Genomic DNA, 25,307 nt, shown 5'->3' on the forward strand with positions numbered 1-25,307 from the left:
TTTATTTACTTAGATTTGACTCAATTCCCTCTAACGCACCTTCAAATAGAACTATACTATTTGCATTGATAATTTTGTAAGTGCTTAATTCTGAACTAGTTAGAACCTCAGAGGTTTTCAAATTACGTGACGACAAATATACATTATTATTTGAATCACCCAACACAAATAGCGATTTTTTACTATCTAACCCTAAAGCTTTCAATAGATTGATGAAATTTTTAGTTTTAGGAGCATCAAAATTAAAGTCTTCAAGTACAATGATAGACTCACTTTTCGCCTTTAATGTAAGAGCTGATTTTCTAGCCAATCTCTTTACATTTTTGTTTAACTTCTGAGAGTAACTTCTTGGTCTAGGACCAAAAACTCTACCTCCACCTTTGAATAAAGGGTTTTTAATACTACCTGCTCTCGCCGTACCAGTACCTTTTTGTTTCTTAATCTTTCTAGTACTACCAACAATCTCAGCTCTTTCTTTAGCCTTGTGCGTTCCTTGTCTTTGATTAGCAAGATATTGCTTCACAGATAAGTAAACTGCATGATCATTTGGTTCTATAGCGTAAACAGCATCAGAAAGGTTTGCCTTTCTACCTGTTTCTTTTCCGTTTAAATCTAAAACTGCTATTTCCATTACTTCTGAACGATTACATAAGCGTTTTTATGCCCAGGAACACATCCTTTGACAACTATCAAGTTCTTCTCAGGAACAACTTTTAAAACTCTTAAATTTTGAACTTTCACTTTATCTCCACCCATTCTTCCTGCCATACGCATTCCTTTGAATACACGTGCAGGGTAAGAAGCAGCTCCAATAGATCCTGGTGCTCTAAGACGGTTGTGCTGACCGTGTGTAGCTTGACCTACTCCAGCAAATCCGTGACGTTTTACAACACCTTGAAATCCTTTACCTTTAGAAGTACCAGCAACATCTACAAATTCACCTTCTTCAAAGTGGTCTACAGTAATGCTGTCTCCTAATTTATACTCTTTCTCAAATCCTTGGAATTCAATAACTTTGTATTTAGGCGAAGTACCTGCTTTTTTAAAGTGACCATTAGCCGCTTTTGAAGCACGTTTCTCTGCCTTGTCATCGAAACCAAGCTGAAGAGCCGAATACCCGTCAACCTCATCGGTTCTGACTTGGGTAACGACACAAGGTCCAGCTTCAATAACTGTACATGGAATGTTTTTTCCATTCTCGTCAAAGATACTTGTCATGCCGATTTTCTTTCCAATTAACCCAGACATATTTATTAATTTAATTAATTATTATTTGCTTTCTTTTGAAAGCTCTAAAAAAAACAGGGTTAAATACTTCAACCCTGTTTGATGTATTTTTACCATTTTTCCTTTGCGAAACGCTCCAGACATGTTACTAAAAGATTCCCTTTTAGTTTTTTATGATCACACTTTGATCTCTACTTCAACACCACTTGGTAATTCAAGTTTCATAAGCGCATCAATTGTTTTTGAAGAAGAACTATAGATATCTAATAGTCTCTTGTAAGAACTTAATTGAAATTGCTCTCTTGATTTCTTGTTTACGTGTGGAGAACGTAATACAGTAAAGATTTTTTTGTGCGTAGGTAACGGAATTGGTCCAGTTACAATAGCTCCAGTAGTTTTTACTGTTTTTACGATTTTTTCAGCTGACTTGTCAACTAAGTTATGATCGTAAGATTTTAATTTGATTCTAATTTTTTGACTCATTTTCTTAGTTTTAAGCAGTTACACCTTTAGATTTTGCAATTACATCTTCTGAAATATTAGAAGGAGTTTGTGCATAATGTGAAAATTCCATTGTTGATGTTGCTCTTCCTGATGATAATGTTCTTAATGTAGTTACATATCCAAACATTTCAGATAACGGAACATCTGCTTTTACAACTTTCGCTCCAGCTCTATCATCCATCGCGTTCACTTGACCACGACGACGGTTTAAATCTCCAACAATATCACCCATGTTTTCTTCTGGTGTTACTACATCCATTTTCATGATTGGCTCAAGAATAACAGCTCCAGCAGCTTTCGCAGCAGCTTTATACCCTAATTTAGCAGCCAACTCAAATGAAAGTGCATCAGAATCCACAGCGTGGAAAGATCCATCTTTTAATGTAATCTTCATTGTATCCATCTCAAATCCTGCCAAAGGTCCATTCTGCATAGCAGCTTTGAATCCTTTTTCAACAGATGGTATAAATTCTTTAGGAATACGACCACCTTTAATTTGATCAACAAATTGTAATCCAGAACCTTCAAAATCTTCATCAGCAGGTCCCATTTCGAAAACAATATCTCCAAACTTACCACGTCCACCAGATTGTTTCTTGTAAGTTTCTCTGTGCTGAGCGGTTTTAGTTAATGCTTCTTTGTATTCTACTTGTGGTTCTCCTTGATTTACTTCAACCTTAAATTCACGTCTTAAACGATCTACAATAATATCTAAGTGAAGTTCACCCATTCCAGATATAATTGTTTGTCCAGAAGCCTCATCAGTTTTAACTTGAAAAGTAGGATCTTCTTCAGCTAGTTTACCTAAAGCCATTCCTAATTTATCAACATCTGCTTTCGTCTTAGGTTCAACCGCGATACCGATTACCGGATCAGGGAAGTCCATAGATTCTAAAACAATTGGATGTTTTTCATCAGAAAGCGTATCTCCAGTTTTAATACTTTTAAAACCTACAGCCGCTCCAATATCTCCTGCTTCGATAAAATCGATTGAATTTTGCTTGTTAGCATGCATTTGATAGATACGAGAAATACGTTCTTTTTTACCAGAACGGTTATTTAAAACGTACGAACCTGCATCTAAACGACCAGAGTATGCTCTAAAGAATGCTAAACGACCTACAAAAGGATCTGTAGCAATTTTAAATGCTAATGCAGCAAACGGCTCATTGACATCTGGTTTACGCAATTCTTCTTTTTCTGTATCAGGATTCATCCCTACAATACCATCCTTGTCCATTGGAGAAGGCAAATAACGACATACAGCATCTAATAAGAACTGTACTCCTTTATTTTTAAAGGCAGAACCACAAATCATTGGAATGATTGCCATATCCATTACAGCAGCACGCAGCGCAGAATGCACTTCTTCTTCTGTAATAGAATCTTCATCTTCCATGAATTTTTCTAAAAGATCCTCGTCATAACTTGCTACTTCTTCAATTAAAAGCGCACGATATTTACGAGCTTCTTCTTTCATATCTTCTGGAATTTCGATAACGTCAAAAGTTGCCCCTTGAGTTTCATCATGCCATACGATAGCTCTATTCTTTACTAAGTCAACAATACCTTTGAAATTTTCTTCGTCTCCAATATTAAGAACGATAGGCACAGCATTTGAACCTAACATTTCTTTAACTTGAGTACAAACCATCATAAAGTCAGAACCTTGACGATCCATTTTGTTTACGAATCCAATTCTTGGTACTTTGTAGTTATCGGCAAGTCTCCAGTTAGTTTCAGATTGTGGCTCAACACCATCAACTGCACTAAATAAGAAAACTAAACCATCCAATACACGTAATGACCGATTTACTTCAACAGTAAAATCAACGTGTCCTGGAGTATCAATAATGTTGAAATGATAATCTTTTGTATCTGGTGTTGGTTCTGCATTTTCTAAAGGAAACTGCCATGTACATGTTGTAGCAGCAGACGTAATTGTAATACCACGTTCTTGCTCTTGCTCCATCCAGTCCATTGTTGCAGCACCATCATGCACTTCACCAATTTTATGACTTACACCTGTATAATACAATACACGCTCAGTCGTAGTGGTTTTACCAGCATCAATATGCGCAGCAATACCTATGTTTCTTGTAAATTTTAAATCTCTAGCCATTTCTTAGTTGTGTCTGATTAAAATCTAAAATGTGAGAATGCTTTGTTTGCTTCAGCCATTTTGTGCGTGTCTGTTCTCTTTTTAACTGCTGCACCTTCTTCTTTTGCAGCTGCTAATACTTCAGAAGCTAATTTTAAAGCCATTGACTTCTCGTTTCTTTTACGTGAATAGGTAATTAACCATTTCATCGCAATAGATACTTTTCTATCTGGTCTGATTTGCATTGGAATTTGGAACGTAGCTCCACCTACTCTACGAGAGCGAACTTCTACGTGTGGCATTACATTAGATAATGCATCTTTCCATAATTCTAAAGCTGATTTCTCTTCATCTGTTTTCTTTCCATCTACAATATCCATTGCGTCATAGAAAATTTTGAATGCTACTGACTTCTTACCATCCCACATTAGGTTATTCACGAAACGTGTCACTAATTGATCATTAAATCTTGGATCTGGTAAAAGAGGTCTTTTTTTCGCCTTACTTTTTCTCATGTCTTTACATTAAAAGTTTTTAATTACTTCTTTGGGCGTTTTGCACCGTACTTAGATCTACGCTGTGTTCTACCTTCTACACCAGCGGTGTCTAAAGCTCCACGAACGATATGATATCTAACTCCTGGTAAATCTTTTACCCTTCCACCTCTAACTAATACTATCGAGTGCTCTTGTAGATTGTGTCCTTCACCTGGAATGTATGCGTTCACTTCCTTACCATTTGTTAAACGAACTCTTGCAACTTTACGCATTGCTGAATTCGGTTTTTTTGGCGTTGTCGTGTAAACACGTGTACAAACTCCACGTCTCTGAGGACAAGAATCTAAAGCAGCCGATTTACTCTTCTTAGTTATTTTGGCTCTTCCTTTTCTTACTAATTGTGAAATTGTTGGCATCTATATTTAATATATTTTGATGTTAAAACCCTCTTTAGAGGGCGGCAAAGATAAGTATTTTTTTGTATTATTCAAATCCTAATAACTTAATTTTCAATAAGATTAATTTTTTCGAGCTTTTATATACATTATTTCCTGTTTTTTTACGTTACTTTTACAACTGTTGCACTTATCTTTTTTAGTTTGAAAAAATCATCATTACATATTCTTCTTTCGTTTTTTTTACTTTTTTACTCTTCATTTATGAACAGTCAAACATTAAAGGTAAAAGGAAGCACAGCTGATGAGCAACAAATTATTGATGTAACTAATTATAAGCAAGCGCACGAAAATATAAAATCTATTGTAGATGAATTGAATTATTTACAGAAATCGTTTTTTAATGTTGGTTATTTTGATGCTTCATATTCCAAAGTTTTAAAGATTAATGATTCTACCTATCAAAGCACCTTCAAACTGAATACAAAATATACTTCTTTAAAGGTGTCTTATAATAAGGACAAAATCGACGGAAGTCTACTTAGTGCATTTACTTTTGATTATACAGATACACATTTTAATATCGCGCCAGAGAATTTGACACCTTTTTTAGAAGCACTGATTGAGAATTTTCAAAATACTGGAAATCCATTCGCGGAAGCGCAACTTAAAAATATTAGCAAGAAAGGCGCTATTGTTTTTGCAGATTTAGATATTGAAGTTATTAAAAAGCGTCGTTTGGACAAGATTGTAATTAAAGGATACGAGAAATTCCCAAAAGCATATACCAAACATTATTTACGGTTGACCTCAAAAGTGTTTAATAAGGAAGAAATTACAAAACAAACGAAACGCATAGATCAATTGCCTTTTGCGCGTCAAATTAAAGACCCAGAATTGTTATTTACAAAAGACTCCACTACCTTATATGTATACATTGAAAAAGTGAAGAGTAATTTTTTTGATGGTTTTATTGGATTTAACTCAGATGAAGATACCGGAAGTTTGAAATTAAATGGATATCTCGATTTGAAATTAGTCAATAATTTGAATGCTGGTGAACAGTTTAATATTTTATGGAAGAATGATGGAAATAAGCAAACTAAGTTTTTAGCAGATTTGAAGATTCCATATATTTTTAATTCTCCTATCGGGATTAATGCCGCACTCGATATTTTTAAGCGCGATTCACTTTTTACAACTGTAAATACTACTTTTAAAGCGTTTTATCAGATTAATCAAAATAATCAAGTTCATATTGGAATTCAACAAACTGAATCTAATAATCTTTTAGATGATAACACAAATACGGCAATTGACGATTATAAGAGTTTTTTCACTACTGTTGGCTATACTTTTGCAAAAAGAAATAATAATTTTAATCTTTTTCAAGATAAAGTTATTGTCAGTTTAGAAGGACAACTTGGAAGTCGTAAAAATGATTCAGAAAAGAACGAACAAACAAAGTTTTCTTTTACTGGAAATTATTTATGGCAATTGAACAATCGGAACTTTATTTATGTAAATAATACATCTGAAGCATTAATTTCTGACAAATATTTAACCAACGAAAAGTTACGTTTAGGAGGAATTCAGTCGATTCGCGGATTTAACGAAAATAGCCTTGAAGCTACACTTTACAGTACTGTTAACACAGAATATAGATACATTCTTTCACAAAATTCTTACGTGCACTCCATTATTGATTTCACGTATTTACAAGACGATTTGACGCAAACTGACGTGAAGTTATACGGTTTTGGTTTCGGACTTGGAATTCGATCAAAATCGGGTCTTTTAAAAATTAATTATGCGGTTGGAAAAACGGATAATTCTTCTATTAAACTATCTGAATCTAAGGTGCATATAAGCTTGTCAACTTCCTTTTAACATTCGTTATAACGTTACTTTTCTCAGACAGCAGTCACTTTTTTCCCTAAAAAAATAGGAATATTAACATATTATTAAGATTTTTGGGATAGCTAATTCAAATAATTAACACAATGAGAACAAAGTTTAATGGAATATTGACGCTTTTGCTGGCGTTAATGGTGCAGCTCGCGCTTGCACAAGAAAAGACAGTCAAAGGGACTGTTTCCGATGAATCTGGAGTTCCGCTACCCGCGGCCAGTGTAATCGTTAAAGAAACCAATTTAGGTATGTCTACCGATTTTGATGGAAATTATTCTATCAAAGTAAATCAGGGACAGACTTTAGTATTTAGTTACGTTGGTTATGATAAGAAAGAAATCGTTGTTGGAGCTTTAAGCACTGTCAATGTATCTTTAAGTCCCAACAATCAACTTGAGGAAGTAGTTATTACTGCTCAGGGAATTAAAAAGGAAAAGAAAGCCTTAGGTTACGCAGTAACCACAGTAAACAGTGAAGACTTAGAGCAGAAAGCGGATACTGATATCGGTAAGATATTACGTGGTAAAGCTGCTGGTGTACGTATTACTGGTTCTGGAGGTGTTTCTGGTAGTGGTTCTAACATCATTATTAGAGGACAATCTTCTATTACAGGTGGAAACCAGCCGTTATTTATTGTAGATGGTGTACCGTTTGATGGTTCATCAGGTGGAGCAAACCAGTCTGCAAGTTCAGCTGACTTCCAATCAGGTAACGTAAGTAGTAGATTTGCCGACATCGATCCAAACAACATTGAAAGCGTAAGTATCTTAAAAGGTTTAAGTGCAACTGCTCTTTATGGTGGTGAAGGTCGTAATGGTGTAATCTTAATTACAACAAAATCAGGGAAAGATGCCAACAAGAAAATGGAGGTTACAATTAACCAATCTATTTTCTTTAACAAAATCGTTTTACCAGACTACCAAAATACATGGGGTAATGGTTTCCAAAACGTATACGGAGCATTCTTTAGTAACTGGGGAGCTCGTTTTGACAGTCAGGCTACTATTGACAATGCATTTAGAACGTCTATTTTAAACAACTTTAATGTTGAACCATCTGTATTATTCCCAGGAAGAACAGATTTAGACTCGCCAACTGTAGCGTACAGACCTTACGATAGTCAAGAAGAATTCTTTAAAACTGGTATCATCAATAGTACTTCTATTAATGTTGCTGGCGCACTTTCTGACAAAGGAAGTTTTAATGCTTCTTATGCACACGTAGATGATGAATCATTTATTCCTAACAACAGCTTACGACGTGATAACTTCTCTGTAGGTGGAACTTTTAAAATGTCAAATAAGTTTACTGTATCTGGAAAGATCAGTTTAGCTAAAACAGACATTAGAAGTCCTTTCACAGATGCATCTACTGGTAGTGACGTAACGTCTTCTACTGCTGGAACTGGAGGTATTGCTTCTATTTGGAATATTCTTTATTTACCACGAAGTGTAGATATTACTGCACCAAGCCAACATCCTCTTACAGGAGAAAGTATTTGGTATAGAGGTGGAAATGACCGTACAAATCCAGCTTGGGTATTGAATAATACACAAGATAGAAATAGTACTGACCGTGTATTTACAAACTTTGTAACTTCCTATGAAGCTGCTGATTGGTTGACAATTTCATACAGATTAGGTTTGGATAGTCAAAATACAAGATCAAGACGTGTTATTAATAAAGGTTCTAATGATGGTTTACATCCAAATGGATACTTACAGACAACTTCTGAAAGATTCACTATTTGGGATCATTCAGTATTAGCTTCTATTGATAAAGAAATTAATGAAGATTTTGGTATTCAAGCAACTATTGGAGCAACTTCAAAACGTCAACTTTTTGAGCGTGATGGTTCTGAAAGTAGAGATCAAATCGTATTCGGTTTATGGAATCACTTAAACTTTAGTAACTCTAGTACTATTATAGAAGGAACTGTATTTGCTGATAACAATCAGACGTACCAAACATACAGCGAACAAAACAACGTTGCAGTGTATGCTTCTGGTACAGTATCGTACAAGAATTTCTTATATGTAAATGCTACAGCTAGAAACGAATGGAACTCAACATTAGAGCAAGAAAACAGATCACAGTTTTCTCCTGGTGTTAGTGTATCTTTTATTCCTACTTCAGCTTTCGACGGACTTAGATCTACAAACGGATTAAACTTCTTAAAGCTTAGAGCTGGTTATGGTACTTCTCCAGGTTTCCCTGGTCCTTATAACACAAGAGGTGTTATTTCTTTAGTACCAAACATTTTCCAAACTGCTGGAGGAAACGGAACAGTTACAACAGGTGTTCCTAACTTCTTACCAAATCCTGCATTAAAACCAGAATTATCTAAAGAACTTGAATTTGGTATAGAAACAAGATTCTTAGACAACAGAGTTGGATTAGAGTTTACGTATTACAGCAGAGATACAGAAGATCAGATTATTCAAAGACCATTAGCTCCTGAAACAGGATATACAAGTACATTTACAAACATTGGTAATGTAGTAAACAAAGGTTTTGAAATTTCTTATGACATTACTCCTATCAAAACAGAAGACTTCCAGTTTAAAATATCAGGAAGTTTTACTAAAAATGAAAGTGAAGTAAAAGGTCTTGATGATGGAGAGCAAATCCTTTACGGAGGTATCTTTTCAACTCCTGCAAACGCAGCTATCAACGGACAACCATTAGGTGTTATTTTTGGTGCTAGAATAGCAAGAGATGCTGAAGGTAATCGTTTAGTGAACGAAAACGGATATTGGATTCAAGACACTGAAAACGGAGTAATTGGTGATCCAAATCCAGATTGGTTTACTACAGTAAACGGTGGTTTTACTTGGAAAAATTTATCATTTAACATGCAATGGGAATACCAAAAAGGTGGAGACATCTACGCTACTACAGTAGGAGCATTAGTTGGTAGAGGACTTGTAGAAGATACTGATTTTGACAGAACACAAGGTATTATATTACCTGGAACACGTCAATCAACAGGACAACCAAATGATATTCAAGTAACAGCTACGGAAGCATATTTTAACAATATTGGTTTCGGAGTTGATGAAATATTAATCTACGACTCAACACATATTAGATTAAGAGAAGCTTCTCTTAGTTACAGACTTCCTAAAAAATGGTTAGATAAAACTCCTTTCGGAACAGTTTCTCTTTCAGTATCAGGTCAAAACTTATTTGTAAAAGCATTTAACACACCTGATAGCGTAAATTACGATCCTGAATTGAACAGTTTAGGAGTTGGAAACTCTCAAGGATTCGACTACTTAACTTCTTGGAATTCCAGAAGATACGGTATGAGTATAAAAGTAACATTCTAAAAAAAAATGACAATGAAAATAAAACATAACAAATTATTTTGGTTGCTAGGACTAATACTCGTATTCTCTTGTGAAACAACGGAATTAGATTTACTAGTAGACCCAAATGTACCTACTCCAGAAACATTGAATGAAAATGGAAGTTTAAACTTCATTCAGTTTAATCTTGCGGAGTTCTTTGAAGAAGCCACTGAGGCAGGTGCAGAAACTGTACGTTTAGAGTACATGTTTGACACATATGAAGTAAACTTCAATAATACAAATGTAAACACAGGAGGAATGTGGCGTATTGGATATGCAGATATCCTTAACGAAATTCAATCTTTAGTTCCAATTGCAACAAATACTAGTAGTCACAGACATTTAGGTGTTGCTAGAATCATTAAAGCTTATACATTGATGACTTTAGTTGACTATTTTGGAGATGTTCCTTTAACAGAAGCATTACAAGGTGATAGCGGAATCGTTTTCCCTACTGTTGATCCAGCATCAGACGTTTATGAAGCTGCATTTGACGAATTAGACTTAGCATTAGCTGATTTTGCTAATATTGATGGAAACACACCTAATTTTAATGATTTATACTTTGGTGAAGACAGTAGTACTTCTATGGATAAATGGACGAAATTAGCCAATACACTTAAGCTTAGATATTACTTAAACAGAAGACTTATTGACCAAGCTGGTTCATTAGCAGGAATCAATACTATACTTACTGGTGGAAACTTTATCACCAGTAGTGCTGACGATTTCACATGGGTATCTGGAACACAAGGTAATCCTCAAAGTAAGCATCAATATTATGTTGAAGAGTATGAAGCTGCAAACACAGGTGAATATATTCCTAACTACTTTATGTGGGCATTAACCGAAGAAAAAGGTGCTGATGATCCAAGACTAAGATACTACACGTACAGACAAGTTGGAAGTTTTCCTTCTGATGCTGCTACTTTAGATACAGAAATTAGCTGTTGGAATGATCCAAGACCTGCATCGTATGCACCAATTGATGCAATGCAAGCAGTTCCATTACCATTTTGCTCTCTATTTGGAAGAGGCGATGGATATTGGGGAAGAGATCATGCTAATAGTGAAGGTATTCCACCAGATAATGCAAAAAGAGCTACTTTTGGAGTATATCCAGTTGGAGGTCGTTTTGATGACAATGATGCTTCAAGAATTGATTCTGGAGATGGACTTGCAGGAGCTGGTATATGGCCAATTATGATGGATTCTTTTGTATATTTCATGAGAGCTGAAGCTGCTTTGTACTTAGGTACTACTGATGACGCCGCAGCAATGTTAGAGCAAGGAATGAGATCTTCTATGAATACAGTAATCGCATTTTTACCAAACCCAGGAGATTTTTCAAATACTTCTGATGCTTCTGACGTTAACTCATATGTAGCTGGAGTTATGTCATCATACATGGCCGCAGGAAGTGATCAAGAAAGAATGAATATCATTGGTAAAGAATACTGGTTAGCAATGTATGGTAATGGTATTGAAGGGTACAACCTTTACAGAAGAACTGGCGCGCCAGGTAATTTACAGCCTACATTACTAGGAACTGGTTCTTTTCCAAGATCATTCTTATATCCAAGTAATACAGTTGATAGAAACTTAAATATCAGTCAGAAACCAGGACTTACAGTACAAGTATTCTGGGATAACAATCCAGCAGGATTTATTCAATAAAAAAATAAATTATGAAAAATAAACTATTAAAATCATTCATAGTATTAGGTGCTATGGTAGTAGCATTTAGTAGCTGTTCAGATGATGACACATTACCTGTGAAATTTGACGAACTGACAGTTTCTGGAGGCCCTTACGCATCAGAAATCACTACCAATGGCTCTACAAACGTTAACAAGTTAGACCCAAGTAGCTCAAGCTTCTCTAAAGACTATCAATTAATTTCTCCTGCCGGAGGAACTGATATCTCTAAAGTTGAAGTATATGTTAGCTTAGTAGGACAAAATATCAATGCTGATGAAGCATTGTTGTTAACTGCTGACGCTTCAAGTTTCACTTCACCTGCTGACGGAGGATATCCAGAAGCGAATATTGTATTCGATGGTGCAGCAATTATTACTGCTTTAGGAATTGACTCTTCTAATTTAGAAGGTGGTGATACATTCAATTACAGACTAGCAATAACAAACCCAGGAGGAACATTTTCTGATGTAAGTGCTAACTTTGACAATCAATCAGCTGATCACACATTTAGTTCTACTGTTGTTTGTATTGCTCCACCACCACCAGGTGTATGGACAATTGATATGCATGACTCTTACGGAGATGGATGGCAGACAGTTGGTAATAGCTCTGCTCCTATCACTATCACACTAAATGATGGAACTGTATTTCAAGTTGGTTTATGTACTCCTTACGAAGCAAACAATTTTGCTTGTATTAATGAGGCAAACGATGGAACTGACACAATTACTATTCCAACAGGAACTACCTCTGCAGATTGGTTTTTCCCTGGAGACAACTATGGCGAAATTTCGTTTGAAATTTATGCACCAAGTGGAAACCTTGTAGCTGCTTACACAGGTGGTTCAGCTGCAGGACCAATTGCATTAAACTTATGTAATGAATAAAACCAAAAGGTTTTAAAAAATCATATAGTATTATAAACTGCCTTTGAAATTTATTCAAAGGCAGTTTTTTTTTAGATGAATATTCTTTACTTTCCGCAATCGAAAACTAACGCTAGTTTTCAAAATGATTAAATGCTATGAAAAATCAGATGAAAAGTAAATTCTTTTTATATACTGCGCTTTTATTTTTTATATCTACAAAAGCTCAAAATACGGTTGGTACGCTAACAAATAATGCCGGCACTTATAACGGCTATACATTATTTGCACCTGCAGGACACACCGAAACCTATCTTATAAATAACTGTGGAGAAATTATAAATCAATGGTCAAGTACTGTCGCACCTGGAAATGCTGTTTACTTACTAGAAAATGGCAACTTACTTCGTGCTGGAAGAATATCTAATGCAGATGTAAACTTTGGAGGTGTTGGTGGAAAAGTAGAATTATTTGATTGGGACGGAAATTTACTCTGGGAATACACGTATTCTTCAACAACAGTTTCTCAACATCACGATGTATTTCCGATGCCAAATGGAAATATATTAATGCTTGCTGTGAATACCATAACAGAAACAGAAGCAATTCAAGCAGGAAGAGATCCGAACACAATTACACAAGGAAAAATTTTTAATGAACAAATTCTAGAATTAGAACCTGTTGGAACAAATGGTGCCAATATAGTTTGGGAATGGAATATAAAAGATCATGTTATTCAAGATTTTGACGCATCAAAAGATAATTTTGGAGTTGTTGAAAACAATCCGCAACTACTAGACTTTAACTTTTTAGGAAACTCTAATGGAGCTGCAAATTGGTTACATTTTAATTCTATTCAATACAATGAAAGATTAGATCAAATTGTTATTAGCTCAAGATTAATGAGCGAGATTTACATCATTGATCATAGCACAACTACCACACAAGCAGCAAGCAATTCAGGTGGTAATCGCGGAAAAGGTGGAGATTTCTTATACCGTTGGGGAAATCCTCAAGCATATAAAAGAGGAACTGCTAACGATCAAAAATTATTTGGACAACATTACCCACATATTATCGCAGATGGATTGCAAGACGCTAGAAAAATCATTGTATTCAACAACGGATTTACTCGTTTACCAAGTTTCTCACAAATTGATATCATTTCACCTCCTGAAGATTCTGAAGGTGTATATACATATACTGCAGGAACAGCTTATGGACCAGTAACGACTGATTATTCTTATGTAGATCCAACATTAAATACCAACTTCTATTCAAGAATTCTATCAAGTGGGCAACGATTACCTAACGGGAATACGCTAATTTGTGATGGAGATGACGGCTACTTTTTTGAAATAACTCCAAGTGAAGAAATTGTTTGGGAATATGTAAACCCAGTGACACCTACCGGAGTATTATCACAAGGAGACGATCCATCTATGACTCCAAACTTATCTTTCAGAGCAATTAGATATGCAACCAATTATCCTGCTTTCTCAGGACGAACGTTAACACCAGGAGCTCCAGTAGAGCAAAATCCGGATTTATCTGGCTGTACAATTTTGGGTGTTCCAGAATTCGAGAATGAAACCATCACTATTGCACCAAATCCAGTTAAAAATTCATTATCAATATTTAGTAACTTAGAAATTTATAAAGTGGAAGTCTACTCAATACTTGGAAGGTTAGTTCATTCCTCTCAAAATAAAAATATTGATTTAAGTAAAGAACGTGCTGGTTTGTATGTTATAAAAATATACACAGAAAATAAAATTCTGACTTCTAAAATTATTAAAGAATAATCTAGCGTTTAAAACACAATGTTTGGAAGTTGCCTTCTAAATGTGAACAAAACTCACTAAATCAGCATTTTTTAGTGCTTGAATCATTGAGTTTTTAACATTATCACAAAAAATAACTACAAAGCGCGCGTTTCAAATTCAGTATTTTGCTAATCCGTTAAAATATTTAACAAAAATATACTATTCTAATAAATAGGGCTTTTTTGACCACACATTCCCCTCATTTCTAAACGTATACCTATGTTTATTAGCTCAAAATAAACGTTGCTTTAAAAAAAAACTTCACTTATTAAATGATTTTTAAGAAAAAAAAATTGGATTATTAACATATAATTAGGATTTTTGGCAATAGCTAATTCAAATAAATTAAAAAAATGAGAACAAAGTTTAGTGGTATTCTAACGCTATTTCTAGCGTTATTTGTGCAGATTCTGTTTGCACAACAACAGACTGTCTCAGGAACAGTAACCGATGACACCGGTTTACCGTTACCAGGAGCAACTGTTTTGATTAAAGGTACAACCACAGGTAAAACTACTGATTTTGACGGTAATTATTCTATCAAGGCTAACAACGGGCAAACGCTTGTTTATAGTTATGTAGGATTTTCTACACAAGAAATCAAAGTTACATCTGCTAACATCAATGTACAATTAAAGCCAGGTGAAGCTTTAGAGGCTGTAACAATTGTCGCTTATGGCGGTGCTGTAAATAGTTCTAAAGTAGCGTCTGCGATTGCTACAGTAGATGGTTCAACAATTGAACAAATTCCTATTAACTCTTTAGATCAGATCCTTCAAGGTGCTGCTGCTGGGGTTAGTGTGAACACAGGTTCAGGACAACCAGGAAGTAGTGCGACAATTATTATTAGAGGTCGTAACTCTCTACAAGGTGATATTGAGCCATTATTCGTTATTGATGGTGTGCCAGTAGATCAGGATAACTTTAGAAGTTTAAACCAAAATGACATCGAATCTTTATCTGTATTGAAAGATGCAGCTGCTACCGCAATTTATGGTAACAGAGGTGCTGGTGGTGTAGTTATTGTAACTACTAAAAAAGGTAAAAAAGGTTCTGGAGTTAACATTCAATACAGAACGCTTTATGGTGTTGCTGTAAAACCGAAGACAAGATTTGAAGTAATGAACGCAAGTCAGTTCCTTACCTTTCAGAAAAATTTATTACCAGGTAACCAATTTGGAGATTCTTTAACAGATACTCAGATTGCTGCAATTGCTGCACAAACAAATACGAACTGGTCAGATATCTTTTTCCAACAAGGAACTACATTATCTCACGAAGTAAACATTTCTACAGGTAATGAGAACACAAGTTCTTATACTTCACTTCAGTACTTTAAGCAAGAAGGTATTACATTAGGTAGTGATTTAAAGCGTTTCTCTTTCAGAAACAACTTTACTGGAACTTCTGATAGTAAGAAATTCAACTATGCTACTACATTAACGTTAAACTACTCTGTAAACAACTTCATTGTTGATGCAGCTAGAGGTAATAACACAGGAGGTCAGTTAGATAACCCGTTCATTGTACCTTACATTGGATTGCCTTATTTATCACCTTACAATCCTGATGGAAGTATTAACATTATTGGTACTCAACAAAGTGGAGCATTAAACGCTGACGGTTCAATAAACGCAAGTGGAGCTAACGGATTTGTTAACACTGCTTATTTAGCATTGAACACAGCAAGATTAAACACAGATGAAGAAACTGAATTTAAAGCAGTAGGAAGTATTTCAGCAGATTACAACTTTGCGAAAAACTTAACTATTGGAGGTTCTGTTGGTATTGATTATACAAATATCGAAAGTCTATTCATCACTGCTCCAGGAAGTCTTAGAGGATTAATTTCTCCTAATCAAGCTTCAGAAGAAAAAGGTACTCAGTTTGAGAACTTCTTTAGAGATGCTAACTTTATTACAAATGCTTTCCTTAGATATCAAAATGATATTACTGATAAGTTAAATTTAACAGCTACTGTTTACGGAGAGTACAACTACTCTAATACACAAAATGCTAATTATCAAGCTTTCGGTCTAAACCCGGCATTGCCAGGTTCAGGAAATGGTTTCACTGATGGAAATACCACAGAAGATCCTGACGGATCTGGTACTGACATTTATAATTACGTACCAAGTGTTGGTTCTACTGAAACTGAAATCGCTTTAGCTTCTGTATTCGGAACTTTAGATTTAGATTACGATGGAAAGTACGGATTTGCAGCTACAATCAGACAAGATCAAACATCTCGTTTCCCTAAAAACCCAACAGGTACATTCTGGTCGGTTGCAGGTAGATGGAATATTGATAACGAAGATTTCATGAGTGATGTTGATTTTATTACGACATTAAAGCTTAGAGCAAGTTACGGAGTTGTAGGTAATCAAAACGTTGGAACTCGTTACCAAGGTCTTCAAACTGTAAATGCTGGTCCTAGCTACCAATTAGGTACAGGATACAACTTAGGGACGCTAGTTGATGAAAATATCAAATGGGAAACTTCAAATCAATTAAACGTTGGTTTAAGCTTTGGGTTATGGAACAATAGATTATCTGGAGAATTTGATTTCTATAGAAATTTAACGAAAGATTTATTCTCTCAAAAATTATTATCTGTTGCTGGAACTGGATACAACCAAGTTACTGCAAACGTTGCTGACATGAGTAACACAGGTTTTGATTTACAAATTTCTTATGATGTATTAAGAAAATCAGAAAATAATCCTTGGGCTGTTAGAGTTCATGCAAATGGTAACTACAACAAAAATGAAGTTGAAAGATTACCAGGTGGATTCACAGGTAACACGCTACGTGTTGCTGAAGGACGTGCAGCTAACACATGGTTCTTAACTAGATGGGCAGGAGTTGATCCTTCAAACGGACAACCTCTTTACTTTGATGTAGACGGTAACATTACGAATGTTTACAGTCCTGATGATGCAGTTTACTTAGATAAAAATTTCGATCCATCATATACTGGAGGTTTCGGAGCTGACATCACTTATAAAGGATTTACACTAAGTTCGTTATTCTCATTTTCAGCAGACAGATATAGACAAAATAGTTCATTAGCGATTGTAGAAGATGTAGGATTAGCAGGATTTGCTAACCAGTCAACTAGTATCTTAAATGCATGGACTACTCCAGGACAAGTAACTGACATTCCAGCATTATCGTTTGGAGGTTTACGTGCAGTTGATGGAGATCGATATCTTGAAGATGCTTCATTCTTACGTTTAAGAAACGTTTCATTATCATACAAAGTTGATTCTAAAATCTTAGAAAAAACAAATATCTTATCTGGATTGAGAGTTTATGTTCAGGGTACTAACTTAGTAACATGGACAAAATGGAGAGGATTTGATCCTGAAAGTAACCAAAATACTGGTTTCTTTGATTATCCAGTTCCAAGAACTTTCTCTTTAGGATTTGACTTAAACTTTTAAAAAATAAAAAATGAAAAAATATTTTCTAATACCAATTATTGTCACCTTACTCTTCGCAGTAAGTTGTGACGATCAATTAGAACGTTTTCCAGTAGATAGTTTGGTTGAAGAAACCGCCTATCAAAGTGTTTCTGATTTAGAAGCAGGATTACGTGGAGCTATAAACAGTATAAATCGTGGAGGTGGACAAGCTAGTTTAATCTCATTTAACTCTATCTTTTCAGATAATACCAAAATCGGAAAAGACAATGGAGGTCAGCAATTAAACCTGTTGAACCAATTATTGAACTCTCAAAATGGTGACCAAGGAACTTGGGGAGATAGATACAACGCGATTAACAACTTTAACCGTGTATTAGCTGGAGCTTCTGTAATTACACCAACATCTGGTGAAACTGGCTCTTACAACAATATATTAGCTCAGTGTTATGCATTCAGAGCGTATTTACACCATGATTTATTAACATACTATTCGGAGGATTTATTAAATTCTGCTTCTTTAGGTGTTTTCTATCAAAATACTGTATCTACATCTGATTTTCCTGCAAGACAAACTGTTGGAGAAATCGTAACTGAAATTGAAAACGATCTTACACTAGCTGCTAGCTTAATGCCAACAAGTTCTACTGATAAGAACTTCGCGACTCGTGATTTTATCACTTTCTTAAGAGCTAGAGTAGCATTGTACAGTGGAGATTACACGACAGCTATTTCTAATGCAAATACATTGATTGCTAGCTATTCATTAGCTAACCAAACACAGTATGCTGCAATGTTTAACGGAGATACTGACACAACAGAAGTTATCTTCAAATTTGACAACGTACAAGGAAACAACAGTAGTATTGCCTTCAACTGGATTTTTACAGGTACAGGTGGTGATTTTATCGAAATGTCTACCGGGTTATTTGGACTTTTTGCTGCTGGAGATGTTCGTCGTACTGTAAATGTTGATCCTGCAAGTAATCCAGGTGCTACGCCTCCTGAATTAACTATTGGAAAGTATCCAGCTGGTGCTGATACTAATTATATCAATGATTACAAAGCAATGAGACTTTCTGAAATCTATTTAATCAGAGCTGAGGCGCATGCTAGAAAAGCTGCTCCAGATTTCGCTGCTGCTGCTGCAGACGTGAATGCTGTTAGAAATGCTAGATTTAACACACCTCAAACAACAGCGACTTACACTTCTTTAAATGAAGCTATTACTGATGTAAAAGCTGAAAGAAGATTAGAGTTATGCTACGAAGGTTTCAGGTATGTTGATATTAAAAGATACAGAAATATCTTAAATGAAGGTATTGATAGAGCTGCTAACGATTGTGTTGGTGGTATTCCATGTTCACTTCCGGTTTCATCTGAGAAATTTACTTTCCCAATACCGCAAGCTGAAATTAATGCTAACCCTAACATGACCCAGAATTCAGGGTACTAATAAACTAAAAAAAGAAAGTAATGAAAAAAATCGCAATACTTTTCATAGGTGTGTTGTTTATGTTCACTTCGTGTGAAGAGACACAATCACCAATATATGATGGTAGCCAAACTTTGGCATACTTTAATGGAACATCTTCTACATTAGAAGTTGAGATCAATAGTACCAACACAATAGATGTATCTGTAGGTGTAAGTACTACATCTTCATCAGCAAGAACAGTAAATGTTTCTGTTGACGCTGATAATACAACTGCTACAAGTGGAATGTATTCATTTCCTACTACTGTTACGATTCCTGCTAACGAGTTCTTTGGAACTTTAACTGTTATGGGTATGGATGACGGATTGACAACTTCAGGTGAAACTTTATCATTAAAAATTGATTCAGTAGACGGAGGAATTGGAAGTACCCAAATTCATACACTATCATTAGTAGAAATTTGCCCTATTGACGCAACTTTCGCTACTGGTATGTATACTTTAGATTTCGTATCAGGTGGTATCGCTGCTGCTGGATTTGCTCCAGCATTAGGAACAGCAATAAATGTTGAATTAGTTGGTGGAACTGCATCAACTGAAAGAACCTTCAATGTGAAATGTTACCCAAGTTTTGGGTTTTCTAATCCACCAGTTGATTTCTCTTTTAGCTTTGTATGTGGTACAACTACATCTAAAGGGCTTCTTGACGGACAAGTTTCAGGAGTTGGATGTGGTGGATCTATCGCATTCGGACCTGCAACATCACTAGGATCATATACTGTTGGAGATGATACATCAATTACATTTATTTTCGATGAAGACATCGACGAAATATGTGGTTCTGTAGCTACAACTACGTATACATTAACTAAAATATAATAACTTTGTTATGAAAAAAATTATAAAATTATTCATCTTACCTTTGGTATTAGTATTTACATATAGCTGTGTAAGTGATGATGGTAATAGATTTCAATCAGATCCTGAATCAGGATGGATAGAATTCCCAACGGAAGTAACTACAAGTTCTGTAGATAACTCTTTGACGTTAATTACTGTTCCTGTAAACTTTACTGCTCCTATTAACTTAACTGCAGTAAATGTAACTTACGCTATCGAAGATGTAGTAGGTGTATCAAGTAACGCAATTTCTGTTAGTGGTGCTGTAACCTTTGCTGCTAATACGAATACTGCTTTGATTAACTTAAATCTTACACCAACTGCTGCTACTGCTTTAGTATCTTCTGATATCTCTTTTGATATCGTGTTACAATCAGCAACAAGAGGAGTTTCTGTTGGATTATCAGACGGATCTTCGACAGTACGTCACAGAGTAAACTTAGTATGTGATCTTACATTAGACTTAGGTGGAATGTACAGTGTTACTACTAATTACGGATACCATGATTTCCTTCCAAACTTTAACCCTAACACAGAAGTTATGGCGATTGTTGATAATGGAGATGGAACTTTCTTTGTACAAGATTTCTCAGGAGGTCTTTACAATGGTGGTCCTTACGGTGCTGCTTACGGAACTGGTCCAACTAGTTTTGACTTTACATTCAGCAACTCTTGTAACAAAATTCAATGGGAAAACCAAAGTGACCCTTGGGGAGCTGTTATTCCATTAAATGGAGGAGTTAACGAAGTAAATGTTGCTACTGGAGTTATGACTACTTCTTGGTTCTGCGAAGGATACGGAGAAAACGGAGTTTCTGTTTACACACCAATGTAAAAATAACAACATAATACATTCAAAAAACCACCCAATTGGGTGGTTTTTTATTTTATCTTTGTCCCATGCAAGACAATAACACACAAATATTTGGTATAAGAGCCATTATAGAGGCAATCAATTCAGGAAGCACAATTGATAAGGTTTTTATTCAAAAAGGGCTTAGAGGCGACTTATTCAATGAATTAGACCAACTATTGCGTACAAACGCAATCAGTACTTCGTTTGTTCCACCAGAAAAACTAAATAGACTTACCAAAAAAAATCATCAAGGTGTTGTTGCATTAGTTTCTCCCATAGAATTTCATGATCTTGATACATTAGTTATAAGTGTCATAGAATCTGGAAGAATTCCTAAGTTTCTAATCTTAGATCAACTAAGTGATGTTCGTAATTTTGGAGCCATTATCCGTACAGCAGAATGTACTGGAGTCGATGGAATCATCATTCAGAAAAAAGGTGGCGCACCTGTAAATGCAGACTCCGTAAAAACTTCGGCTGGTGCTATCTTCAAAATGCCAATCTGTAAAGTTGATCACATCAAAGATGCTATCTATCATTTACAAAGTTCAGGCATACAAATTATTGCTGCAACTGAAAAAACCGAAAACACATTGTACGATGTAGATTTCACCGTGCCAGTTGCTATTGTAATGGGTTCTGAAGGAAAAGGTGTTTCGTCTTCAATCTTAAAAATTGTAGATCATCATGCAAAATTACCAATACTAGGAGAAATTGCTTCTCTAAATGTTTCGGTTGCATGTGGCGCATTTTTATATGAAATTATACGACAACGTTTAGCCTAACTACTCTTCTTCATTAATTTTAGAAGTATCAACATAGATATAATTTACTTTTATCTGTGGCAGCGCTTGCGGTATTTCTTCTACTTCATCAGGCAACGTTTCAATAAAATTTCCGTCCGCATCAAAATGTTTCATAAAAGGATCATTTTCTGGGACAAACTCCTCTTTTTCCCACTCGTACGTATCTTTTGCATATACTACGGGAAGAAAAACAGCTAATAAAAACCCAGTGGTAAATCCACCTAAGTGACCTTCCCAAGAAATATGTGGTTCTATAGGAAACAAATACCACAACATTCCTCCATATAAAAACATAATAATCAGCGATACCGCGACGAATCTGTAATACTTCGTTATAACTCCTTTAAAAAAGATAAAACTCATCAACACATAAATAAATCCACTTGCGCCAATATGATTTGCTTCTCGCCCAATAATCCACGTGATCAATCCTGAGCCAAACAATCCAATCAAAAAGATCATCCAACGTTGCGATCTATAAAAATAAATAATTGCTGCACTCAGCAAAAATAGCGGAATTGTATTATTCCAAAGATGTTTCAAGCTTCCATGAATAAACGGACTCAGTAAAATTCCTCGCAATCCTTTCAATGTTCTTGGATACACGCCATATTCATTAAAACGGAATCCAAAACGTATTTCAGACCAATATACTAACCAAATTAATAGTATAAACAAAAATGGTAGTAGTACGACTTGTGGCGTAAATACAAAAGGTTGTTGATTAGAATTCATAAATAATTTTACATCAAGTAGTCAAAAAATCAGCCAAAATTAGTTCGCATGAAAAATTGTCACCTAGAAAAAACAGTTATTTAATCAGGGTTTTTCCTCTAAAAAAATACGGTGTTCACGTATTAAAAATACATTTTTAAATCGTAAATTATCTGACAATCAACTAAATAACAACTATTATGAAAAAAAAATCAACCATTCTAACATTACTAATGCTTATCATTTTTTCTTGTAATTTAGAAGAAAACACAAGCGAGACAACCTCTCAAGAAACGAATCTAAAATCCATAAGTGATTTTGACGGTTACGGAATATCTCACAATCTTGCGATGGATCACATTGCTACGATGCCTAATTTTAATACTGCATCCTTGCAAGACATTTTCTATTTTGGTGATACCTATAGCGACGCTTATTTTGATAACTCAACTTGCAATTGCACTGATTGGCAAACTCACGAAACAGAATTGACAATGCTTGAAGGAATGTATGACGATCTGAACAACGCTTCCAATGTGCTCGTAAACATGAATTATATTAAACCTGAAGATGCACCATTGACAGATATGCTATTTACTATTTTTGACAATGCAATCTCTATTGAAAATAGTACATACAAAAGCGTGGCAGAATTCACTGCCGAAATTGAAGCATTTGAAAACTTTATCATTGCTAACTATCCAGTAATATATGACCAAACTGCAGGAACAGGGAATTATGCAGCCAACATGTTAGGAGCGTGTAGTATTGCTAAAAATAGTTATAGTTATTGGATAAATGCCACACTCGATAGCTCACATCCTTGGAATTACCGCTTACTACACATGAATTCAAATAATAACAGGCAAGGAAATAAAATAGGAATGCTCCAAAAAAACTTATTTGAAGACTTTGGACGAGCTGTTGGAAGAATATTTGTAGATGCTGCTGGTCTTATAGCTGGTGGAAATTGTGGACGCATTTTTGATAAAAATGGAAGAGATATAACATGTGCTATAAGACATGCTGCAAAAGTATCTGCAGGAAAAAAATCTTAGAAATTATAACCTAATGTAAAAATATATGCAACTACAGATTCCACCAAAAAAATAGTAAAATTTGTAGTTGCAACACCTTATAGAAACTTCTAATGCATAATTTGGACAAATGCCTTATTTTTGCCTAATGAATGAACCATTAGCGGAACGCATTCGTCCGAAAACATTAGAAGACTATATCAGTCAAGAACATCTTGTTGGAGAAACTGGTGTACTTACCCGACAAATAGAAAAAGGATTAATTCCTTCACTCCTACTTTGGGGACCACCAGGAACAGGAAAAACAACGTTGGCTAATATTATTGCAACTACGTCAAAGCGTCCTTTTTATTCGCTTAGCGCGATAAGTTCTGGTGTAAAAGACGTACGAGAAATCATTCTACGTGCAAAACAAGAAAATGGGTTGTTTACGACTAAAAACCCAATTCTTTTTATTGATGAAATTCATCGTTTTAGCAAATCGCAACAAGATTCTTTACTTGGTGCTGTGGAAAAAGGTTGGGTAACTTTAATTGGTGCTACCACAGAAAATCCAAGCTTTGAAGTCATTCCTGCATTACTATCGCGTTGTCAAGTATATGTATTAAACCCTTTCGGGAAAGATGATTTAGTGAAACTACTAAAACGTGCCATCAAAGAAGATACACAACTTGCGCATAAGCAAATTACGCTCAAAGAAACAGAAGCTTTATTAAGACTTTCTGGCGGCGATGCTCGAAAATTGTTAAATATTTTTGAATTACTAATCAATTCGGAAGGAAAAGACAAAATCGTTATCACAAACGAATTAGTATTAAGTCGTGTACAGAAAAACACGGTTTTATATGACAAAACTGGAGAACAACATTACGATATTATTTCAGCATTCATAAAATCAATTCGTGGAAGCGATCCAAATGGTGCAGTTTATTGGCTTGCCAGAATGATTGAAGGCGGCGAAGATGTAAAATTTATTGCACGCAGAATGTTGATTTCAGCAAGTGAAGACATCGGAATTGCAAATCCGACAGCGTTAGTGATTGCAACCAATACATTTCAGGCAGTTTCCATTATTGGTTATCCTGAAGCGCGTATAATTCTAAGTCAGTGTGCGGTTTATTTGGCAACTTCTGCTAAAAGTAACGCTTCGTATATGGCAATCAAAAAAGCGCAAGCAATTGTCAAAGAAACTGGCGATTTACCAATTCCGCTACACTTACGAAATGCGCCAACAAAACTAATGAAAGATTTAGGTTATGGCGAAGATTACAAATACTCACACGATTACAATAATAACTTTGTAGCGCAAGAATTTCTACCTGATGAAATTTCTAGTACAAAAATATACGATCCAGGAAGTAATGCTAGAGAAAAAAATCTGCGCGATTTCCTTAAAAATCGCTGGAAAGACAAGTATGGTTATTAGGGATTAGGGATTAGGGATTAGGGATTAGGGAAAATTAAAACACCAACGTCACTTCGAGTGGAATTTCGTAGAAATTTTGTATCGAGAAGTACTTTAATTTCCGAAGCTGTTCTCGATACAATTTTTTCATTTCTGCTACGCGCAATGTAAAAATCACTCGAACTGACGGCTTTGGGAATTGAAAAGATTAAATAACTCATTATTTTCAAATAAACGAACTGACAAAAAACAAATTGACGAATCAACACTTCGACTCAACTCAGTGTAAACACAAACAAACAAACGAATGTCACATTGAGCATTATTGAAATCAAAATATATTTTG

General features: G+C 35.2%; 19 protein-coding genes. 12 read left to right on the forward strand and 7 right to left on the reverse strand.

Annotation, left to right across the window (positions count from 1 at the left end):
- Nucleotide 1: 1 nt before the first annotated feature.
- From rplD to rpsL, 6 genes are all read right to left on the reverse strand, one after another.
- A complete protein-coding gene (rplD, locus tag IMCC3317_RS09170) occupies nt 2-631 on the reverse strand; it encodes a 50S ribosomal protein L4 (RefSeq protein ID WP_160129217.1) in 630 nt (209 codons plus the stop codon).
- Nucleotides 631-1,248, reverse strand: a complete 618-nt coding sequence (rplC, locus tag IMCC3317_RS09175) for a 50S ribosomal protein L3 (protein WP_160129218.1) — start codon at nt 1,246-1,248, stop codon at nt 631-633. The genes rplD and rplC overlap by 1 nt, the downstream gene beginning before the upstream one ends.
- Before the next feature lie 156 nt (nt 1,249-1,404).
- On the reverse strand, nt 1,405-1,710 hold the full coding sequence (gene rpsJ, locus IMCC3317_RS09180) for a 30S ribosomal protein S10 (RefSeq protein ID WP_160129219.1): 306 nt from the start codon (nt 1,708-1,710) through the stop codon (nt 1,405-1,407).
- Nucleotides 1,711-1,720: 10 nt separating this feature from the next.
- Nucleotides 1,721-3,853 (reverse strand): elongation factor G, encoded by a 2,133-nt coding sequence (gene fusA / locus IMCC3317_RS09185; protein WP_160129220.1) that lies wholly within the window; start codon nt 3,851-3,853, stop codon nt 1,721-1,723.
- A 17-nt stretch (nt 3,854-3,870) separates the two neighbouring features.
- Nucleotides 3,871-4,347 (reverse strand): 30S ribosomal protein S7, encoded by a 477-nt coding sequence (gene rpsG, locus IMCC3317_RS09190; RefSeq protein ID WP_160129221.1) that lies wholly within the window; start codon nt 4,345-4,347, stop codon nt 3,871-3,873.
- A 23-nt stretch (nt 4,348-4,370) separates the two neighbouring features.
- On the reverse strand, nt 4,371-4,745 hold the full coding sequence (gene rpsL, locus IMCC3317_RS09195; protein WP_010230128.1) for a 30S ribosomal protein S12: 375 nt from the start codon (nt 4,743-4,745) through the stop codon (nt 4,371-4,373).
- A gap of 243 nt (nt 4,746-4,988) precedes the next feature.
- Here rpsL and IMCC3317_RS09200 point away from each other — a divergent pair, with 243 nt between their 5' ends.
- The 10 genes from IMCC3317_RS09200 (at nt 4,989) to rlmB (ending at nt 21,784) form a co-directional block, all read left to right on the forward strand.
- A complete protein-coding gene (locus tag IMCC3317_RS09200; protein ID WP_160129222.1) occupies nt 4,989-6,614 on the forward strand; it encodes a BamA/TamA family outer membrane protein in 1,626 nt (541 codons plus the stop codon).
- Between the two features lie 113 nt (nt 6,615-6,727).
- On the forward strand, nt 6,728-9,967 hold the full coding sequence (locus IMCC3317_RS09205) for a SusC/RagA family TonB-linked outer membrane protein (protein WP_160129223.1): 3,240 nt from the start codon (nt 6,728-6,730) through the stop codon (nt 9,965-9,967).
- A gap of 12 nt (nt 9,968-9,979) precedes the next feature.
- Complete coding sequence (locus IMCC3317_RS09210; protein WP_160129224.1) at nt 9,980-11,665, forward strand: SusD/RagB family nutrient-binding outer membrane lipoprotein; 1,686 nt, start codon at nt 9,980-9,982, stop codon at nt 11,663-11,665.
- 11 nt (nt 11,666-11,676) lie between these two features.
- A complete protein-coding gene (locus IMCC3317_RS09215; RefSeq protein ID WP_160129225.1) occupies nt 11,677-12,576 on the forward strand; it encodes a hypothetical protein in 900 nt (299 codons plus the stop codon).
- A gap of 149 nt (nt 12,577-12,725) precedes the next feature.
- Nucleotides 12,726-14,360 carry an aryl-sulfate sulfotransferase gene (locus IMCC3317_RS09220; protein WP_228055011.1) on the forward strand — a complete coding sequence of 545 codons (1,635 nt, stop codon included), beginning with the start codon at nt 12,726-12,728 and terminating at the stop codon, nt 14,358-14,360.
- A 374-nt stretch (nt 14,361-14,734) separates the two neighbouring features.
- Complete coding sequence (locus tag IMCC3317_RS09225) at nt 14,735-17,827, forward strand: SusC/RagA family TonB-linked outer membrane protein (protein ID WP_160129227.1); 3,093 nt, start codon at nt 14,735-14,737, stop codon at nt 17,825-17,827.
- A gap of 10 nt (nt 17,828-17,837) precedes the next feature.
- Nucleotides 17,838-19,262, forward strand: coding sequence for a RagB/SusD family nutrient uptake outer membrane protein (locus IMCC3317_RS09230; RefSeq protein WP_160129228.1), 1,425 nt, complete (start codon nt 17,838-17,840; stop codon nt 19,260-19,262).
- Between the two features lie 20 nt (nt 19,263-19,282).
- Nucleotides 19,283-20,122 (forward strand): hypothetical protein, encoded by an 840-nt coding sequence (locus IMCC3317_RS09235; protein ID WP_160129229.1) that lies wholly within the window; start codon nt 19,283-19,285, stop codon nt 20,120-20,122.
- Nucleotides 20,123-20,132: 10 nt separating this feature from the next.
- Complete coding sequence (locus IMCC3317_RS09240) at nt 20,133-20,978, forward strand: hypothetical protein (RefSeq protein ID WP_160129230.1); 846 nt, start codon at nt 20,133-20,135, stop codon at nt 20,976-20,978.
- Between the two features lie 65 nt (nt 20,979-21,043).
- Nucleotides 21,044-21,784, forward strand: coding sequence for a 23S rRNA (guanosine(2251)-2'-O)-methyltransferase RlmB (rlmB, locus tag IMCC3317_RS09245; RefSeq protein ID WP_160129231.1), 741 nt, complete (start codon nt 21,044-21,046; stop codon nt 21,782-21,784).
- Here the strand turns inward: rlmB and IMCC3317_RS09250 are convergent, their stop codons facing one another.
- Nucleotides 21,785-22,540 carry a rhomboid family intramembrane serine protease gene (locus IMCC3317_RS09250; protein ID WP_160129232.1) on the reverse strand — a complete coding sequence of 252 codons (756 nt, stop codon included), beginning with the start codon at nt 22,538-22,540 and terminating at the stop codon, nt 21,785-21,787.
- Nucleotides 22,541-22,719: 179 nt separating this feature from the next.
- On the opposite strand from IMCC3317_RS09250, the gene IMCC3317_RS09255 reads away from it, so the two are divergent.
- Together IMCC3317_RS09255 and IMCC3317_RS09260 are read left to right on the forward strand one after the other, a co-directional pair.
- Nucleotides 22,720-23,577: a hypothetical protein gene (locus IMCC3317_RS09255; protein WP_160129233.1), complete on the forward strand. Its 858-nt coding sequence runs from the start codon at nt 22,720-22,722 to the stop codon at nt 23,575-23,577.
- Nucleotides 23,578-23,704: 127 nt separating this feature from the next.
- Nucleotides 23,705-24,982 carry a replication-associated recombination protein A gene (locus tag IMCC3317_RS09260; RefSeq protein WP_160129234.1) on the forward strand — a complete coding sequence of 426 codons (1,278 nt, stop codon included), beginning with the start codon at nt 23,705-23,707 and terminating at the stop codon, nt 24,980-24,982.
- Nucleotides 24,983-25,307 lie beyond the last annotated feature (325 nt).

The organism is Kordia antarctica, from assembly GCF_009901525.1.
In the GTDB taxonomy this organism is placed as follows: Bacteria; Bacteroidota; Bacteroidia; order Flavobacteriales; family Flavobacteriaceae; genus Kordia; species Kordia antarctica.

Bases quoted from the DNA above. Each gene is read 5' to 3' on its own strand.
- rpsL (WP_010230128.1), bottom strand. From the start codon at position 4,745: ATGCCAACAATTTCACAATTAGTAAGAAAAGGAAGAGCCAAAATAACT.
- fusA (WP_160129220.1), bottom strand. From the start codon at position 3,853: ATGGCTAGAGATTTAAAATTTACAAGAAACATAGGTATTGCTGCGCAT.
- IMCC3317_RS09255 (WP_160129233.1), top strand. From the start codon at position 22,720: ATGAAAAAAAAATCAACCATTCTAACATTACTAATGCTTATCATTTTT.
- rlmB (WP_160129231.1), top strand. From the start codon at position 21,044: ATGCAAGACAATAACACACAAATATTTGGTATAAGAGCCATTATAGAG.
- rpsG (WP_160129221.1), bottom strand. From the start codon at position 4,347: ATGAGAAAAAGTAAGGCGAAAAAAAGACCTCTTTTACCAGATCCAAGA.
- rpsJ (WP_160129219.1), bottom strand. From the start codon at position 1,710: ATGAGTCAAAAAATTAGAATCAAATTAAAATCTTACGATCATAACTTA.
- IMCC3317_RS09240 (WP_160129230.1), top strand. From the start codon at position 20,133: ATGAAAAAAATTATAAAATTATTCATCTTACCTTTGGTATTAGTATTT.
- IMCC3317_RS09210 (WP_160129224.1), top strand. From the start codon at position 9,980: ATGAAAATAAAACATAACAAATTATTTTGGTTGCTAGGACTAATACTC.
- IMCC3317_RS09250 (WP_160129232.1), bottom strand. From the start codon at position 22,540: ATGAATTCTAATCAACAACCTTTTGTATTTACGCCACAAGTCGTACTA.
- IMCC3317_RS09230 (WP_160129228.1), top strand. From the start codon at position 17,838: ATGAAAAAATATTTTCTAATACCAATTATTGTCACCTTACTCTTCGCA.
- IMCC3317_RS09220 (WP_228055011.1), top strand. From the start codon at position 12,726: ATGAAAAGTAAATTCTTTTTATATACTGCGCTTTTATTTTTTATATCT.
- IMCC3317_RS09225 (WP_160129227.1), top strand. From the start codon at position 14,735: ATGAGAACAAAGTTTAGTGGTATTCTAACGCTATTTCTAGCGTTATTT.
- IMCC3317_RS09260 (WP_160129234.1), top strand. From the start codon at position 23,705: ATGAATGAACCATTAGCGGAACGCATTCGTCCGAAAACATTAGAAGAC.
- rplD (WP_160129217.1), bottom strand. From the start codon at position 631: ATGGAAATAGCAGTTTTAGATTTAAACGGAAAAGAAACAGGTAGAAAG.
- IMCC3317_RS09215 (WP_160129225.1), top strand. From the start codon at position 11,677: ATGAAAAATAAACTATTAAAATCATTCATAGTATTAGGTGCTATGGTA.
- rplC (WP_160129218.1), bottom strand. From the start codon at position 1,248: ATGTCTGGGTTAATTGGAAAGAAAATCGGCATGACAAGTATCTTTGAC.
- IMCC3317_RS09200 (WP_160129222.1), top strand. From the start codon at position 4,989: ATGAACAGTCAAACATTAAAGGTAAAAGGAAGCACAGCTGATGAGCAA.
- IMCC3317_RS09235 (WP_160129229.1), top strand. From the start codon at position 19,283: ATGAAAAAAATCGCAATACTTTTCATAGGTGTGTTGTTTATGTTCACT.
- IMCC3317_RS09205 (WP_160129223.1), top strand. From the start codon at position 6,728: ATGAGAACAAAGTTTAATGGAATATTGACGCTTTTGCTGGCGTTAATG.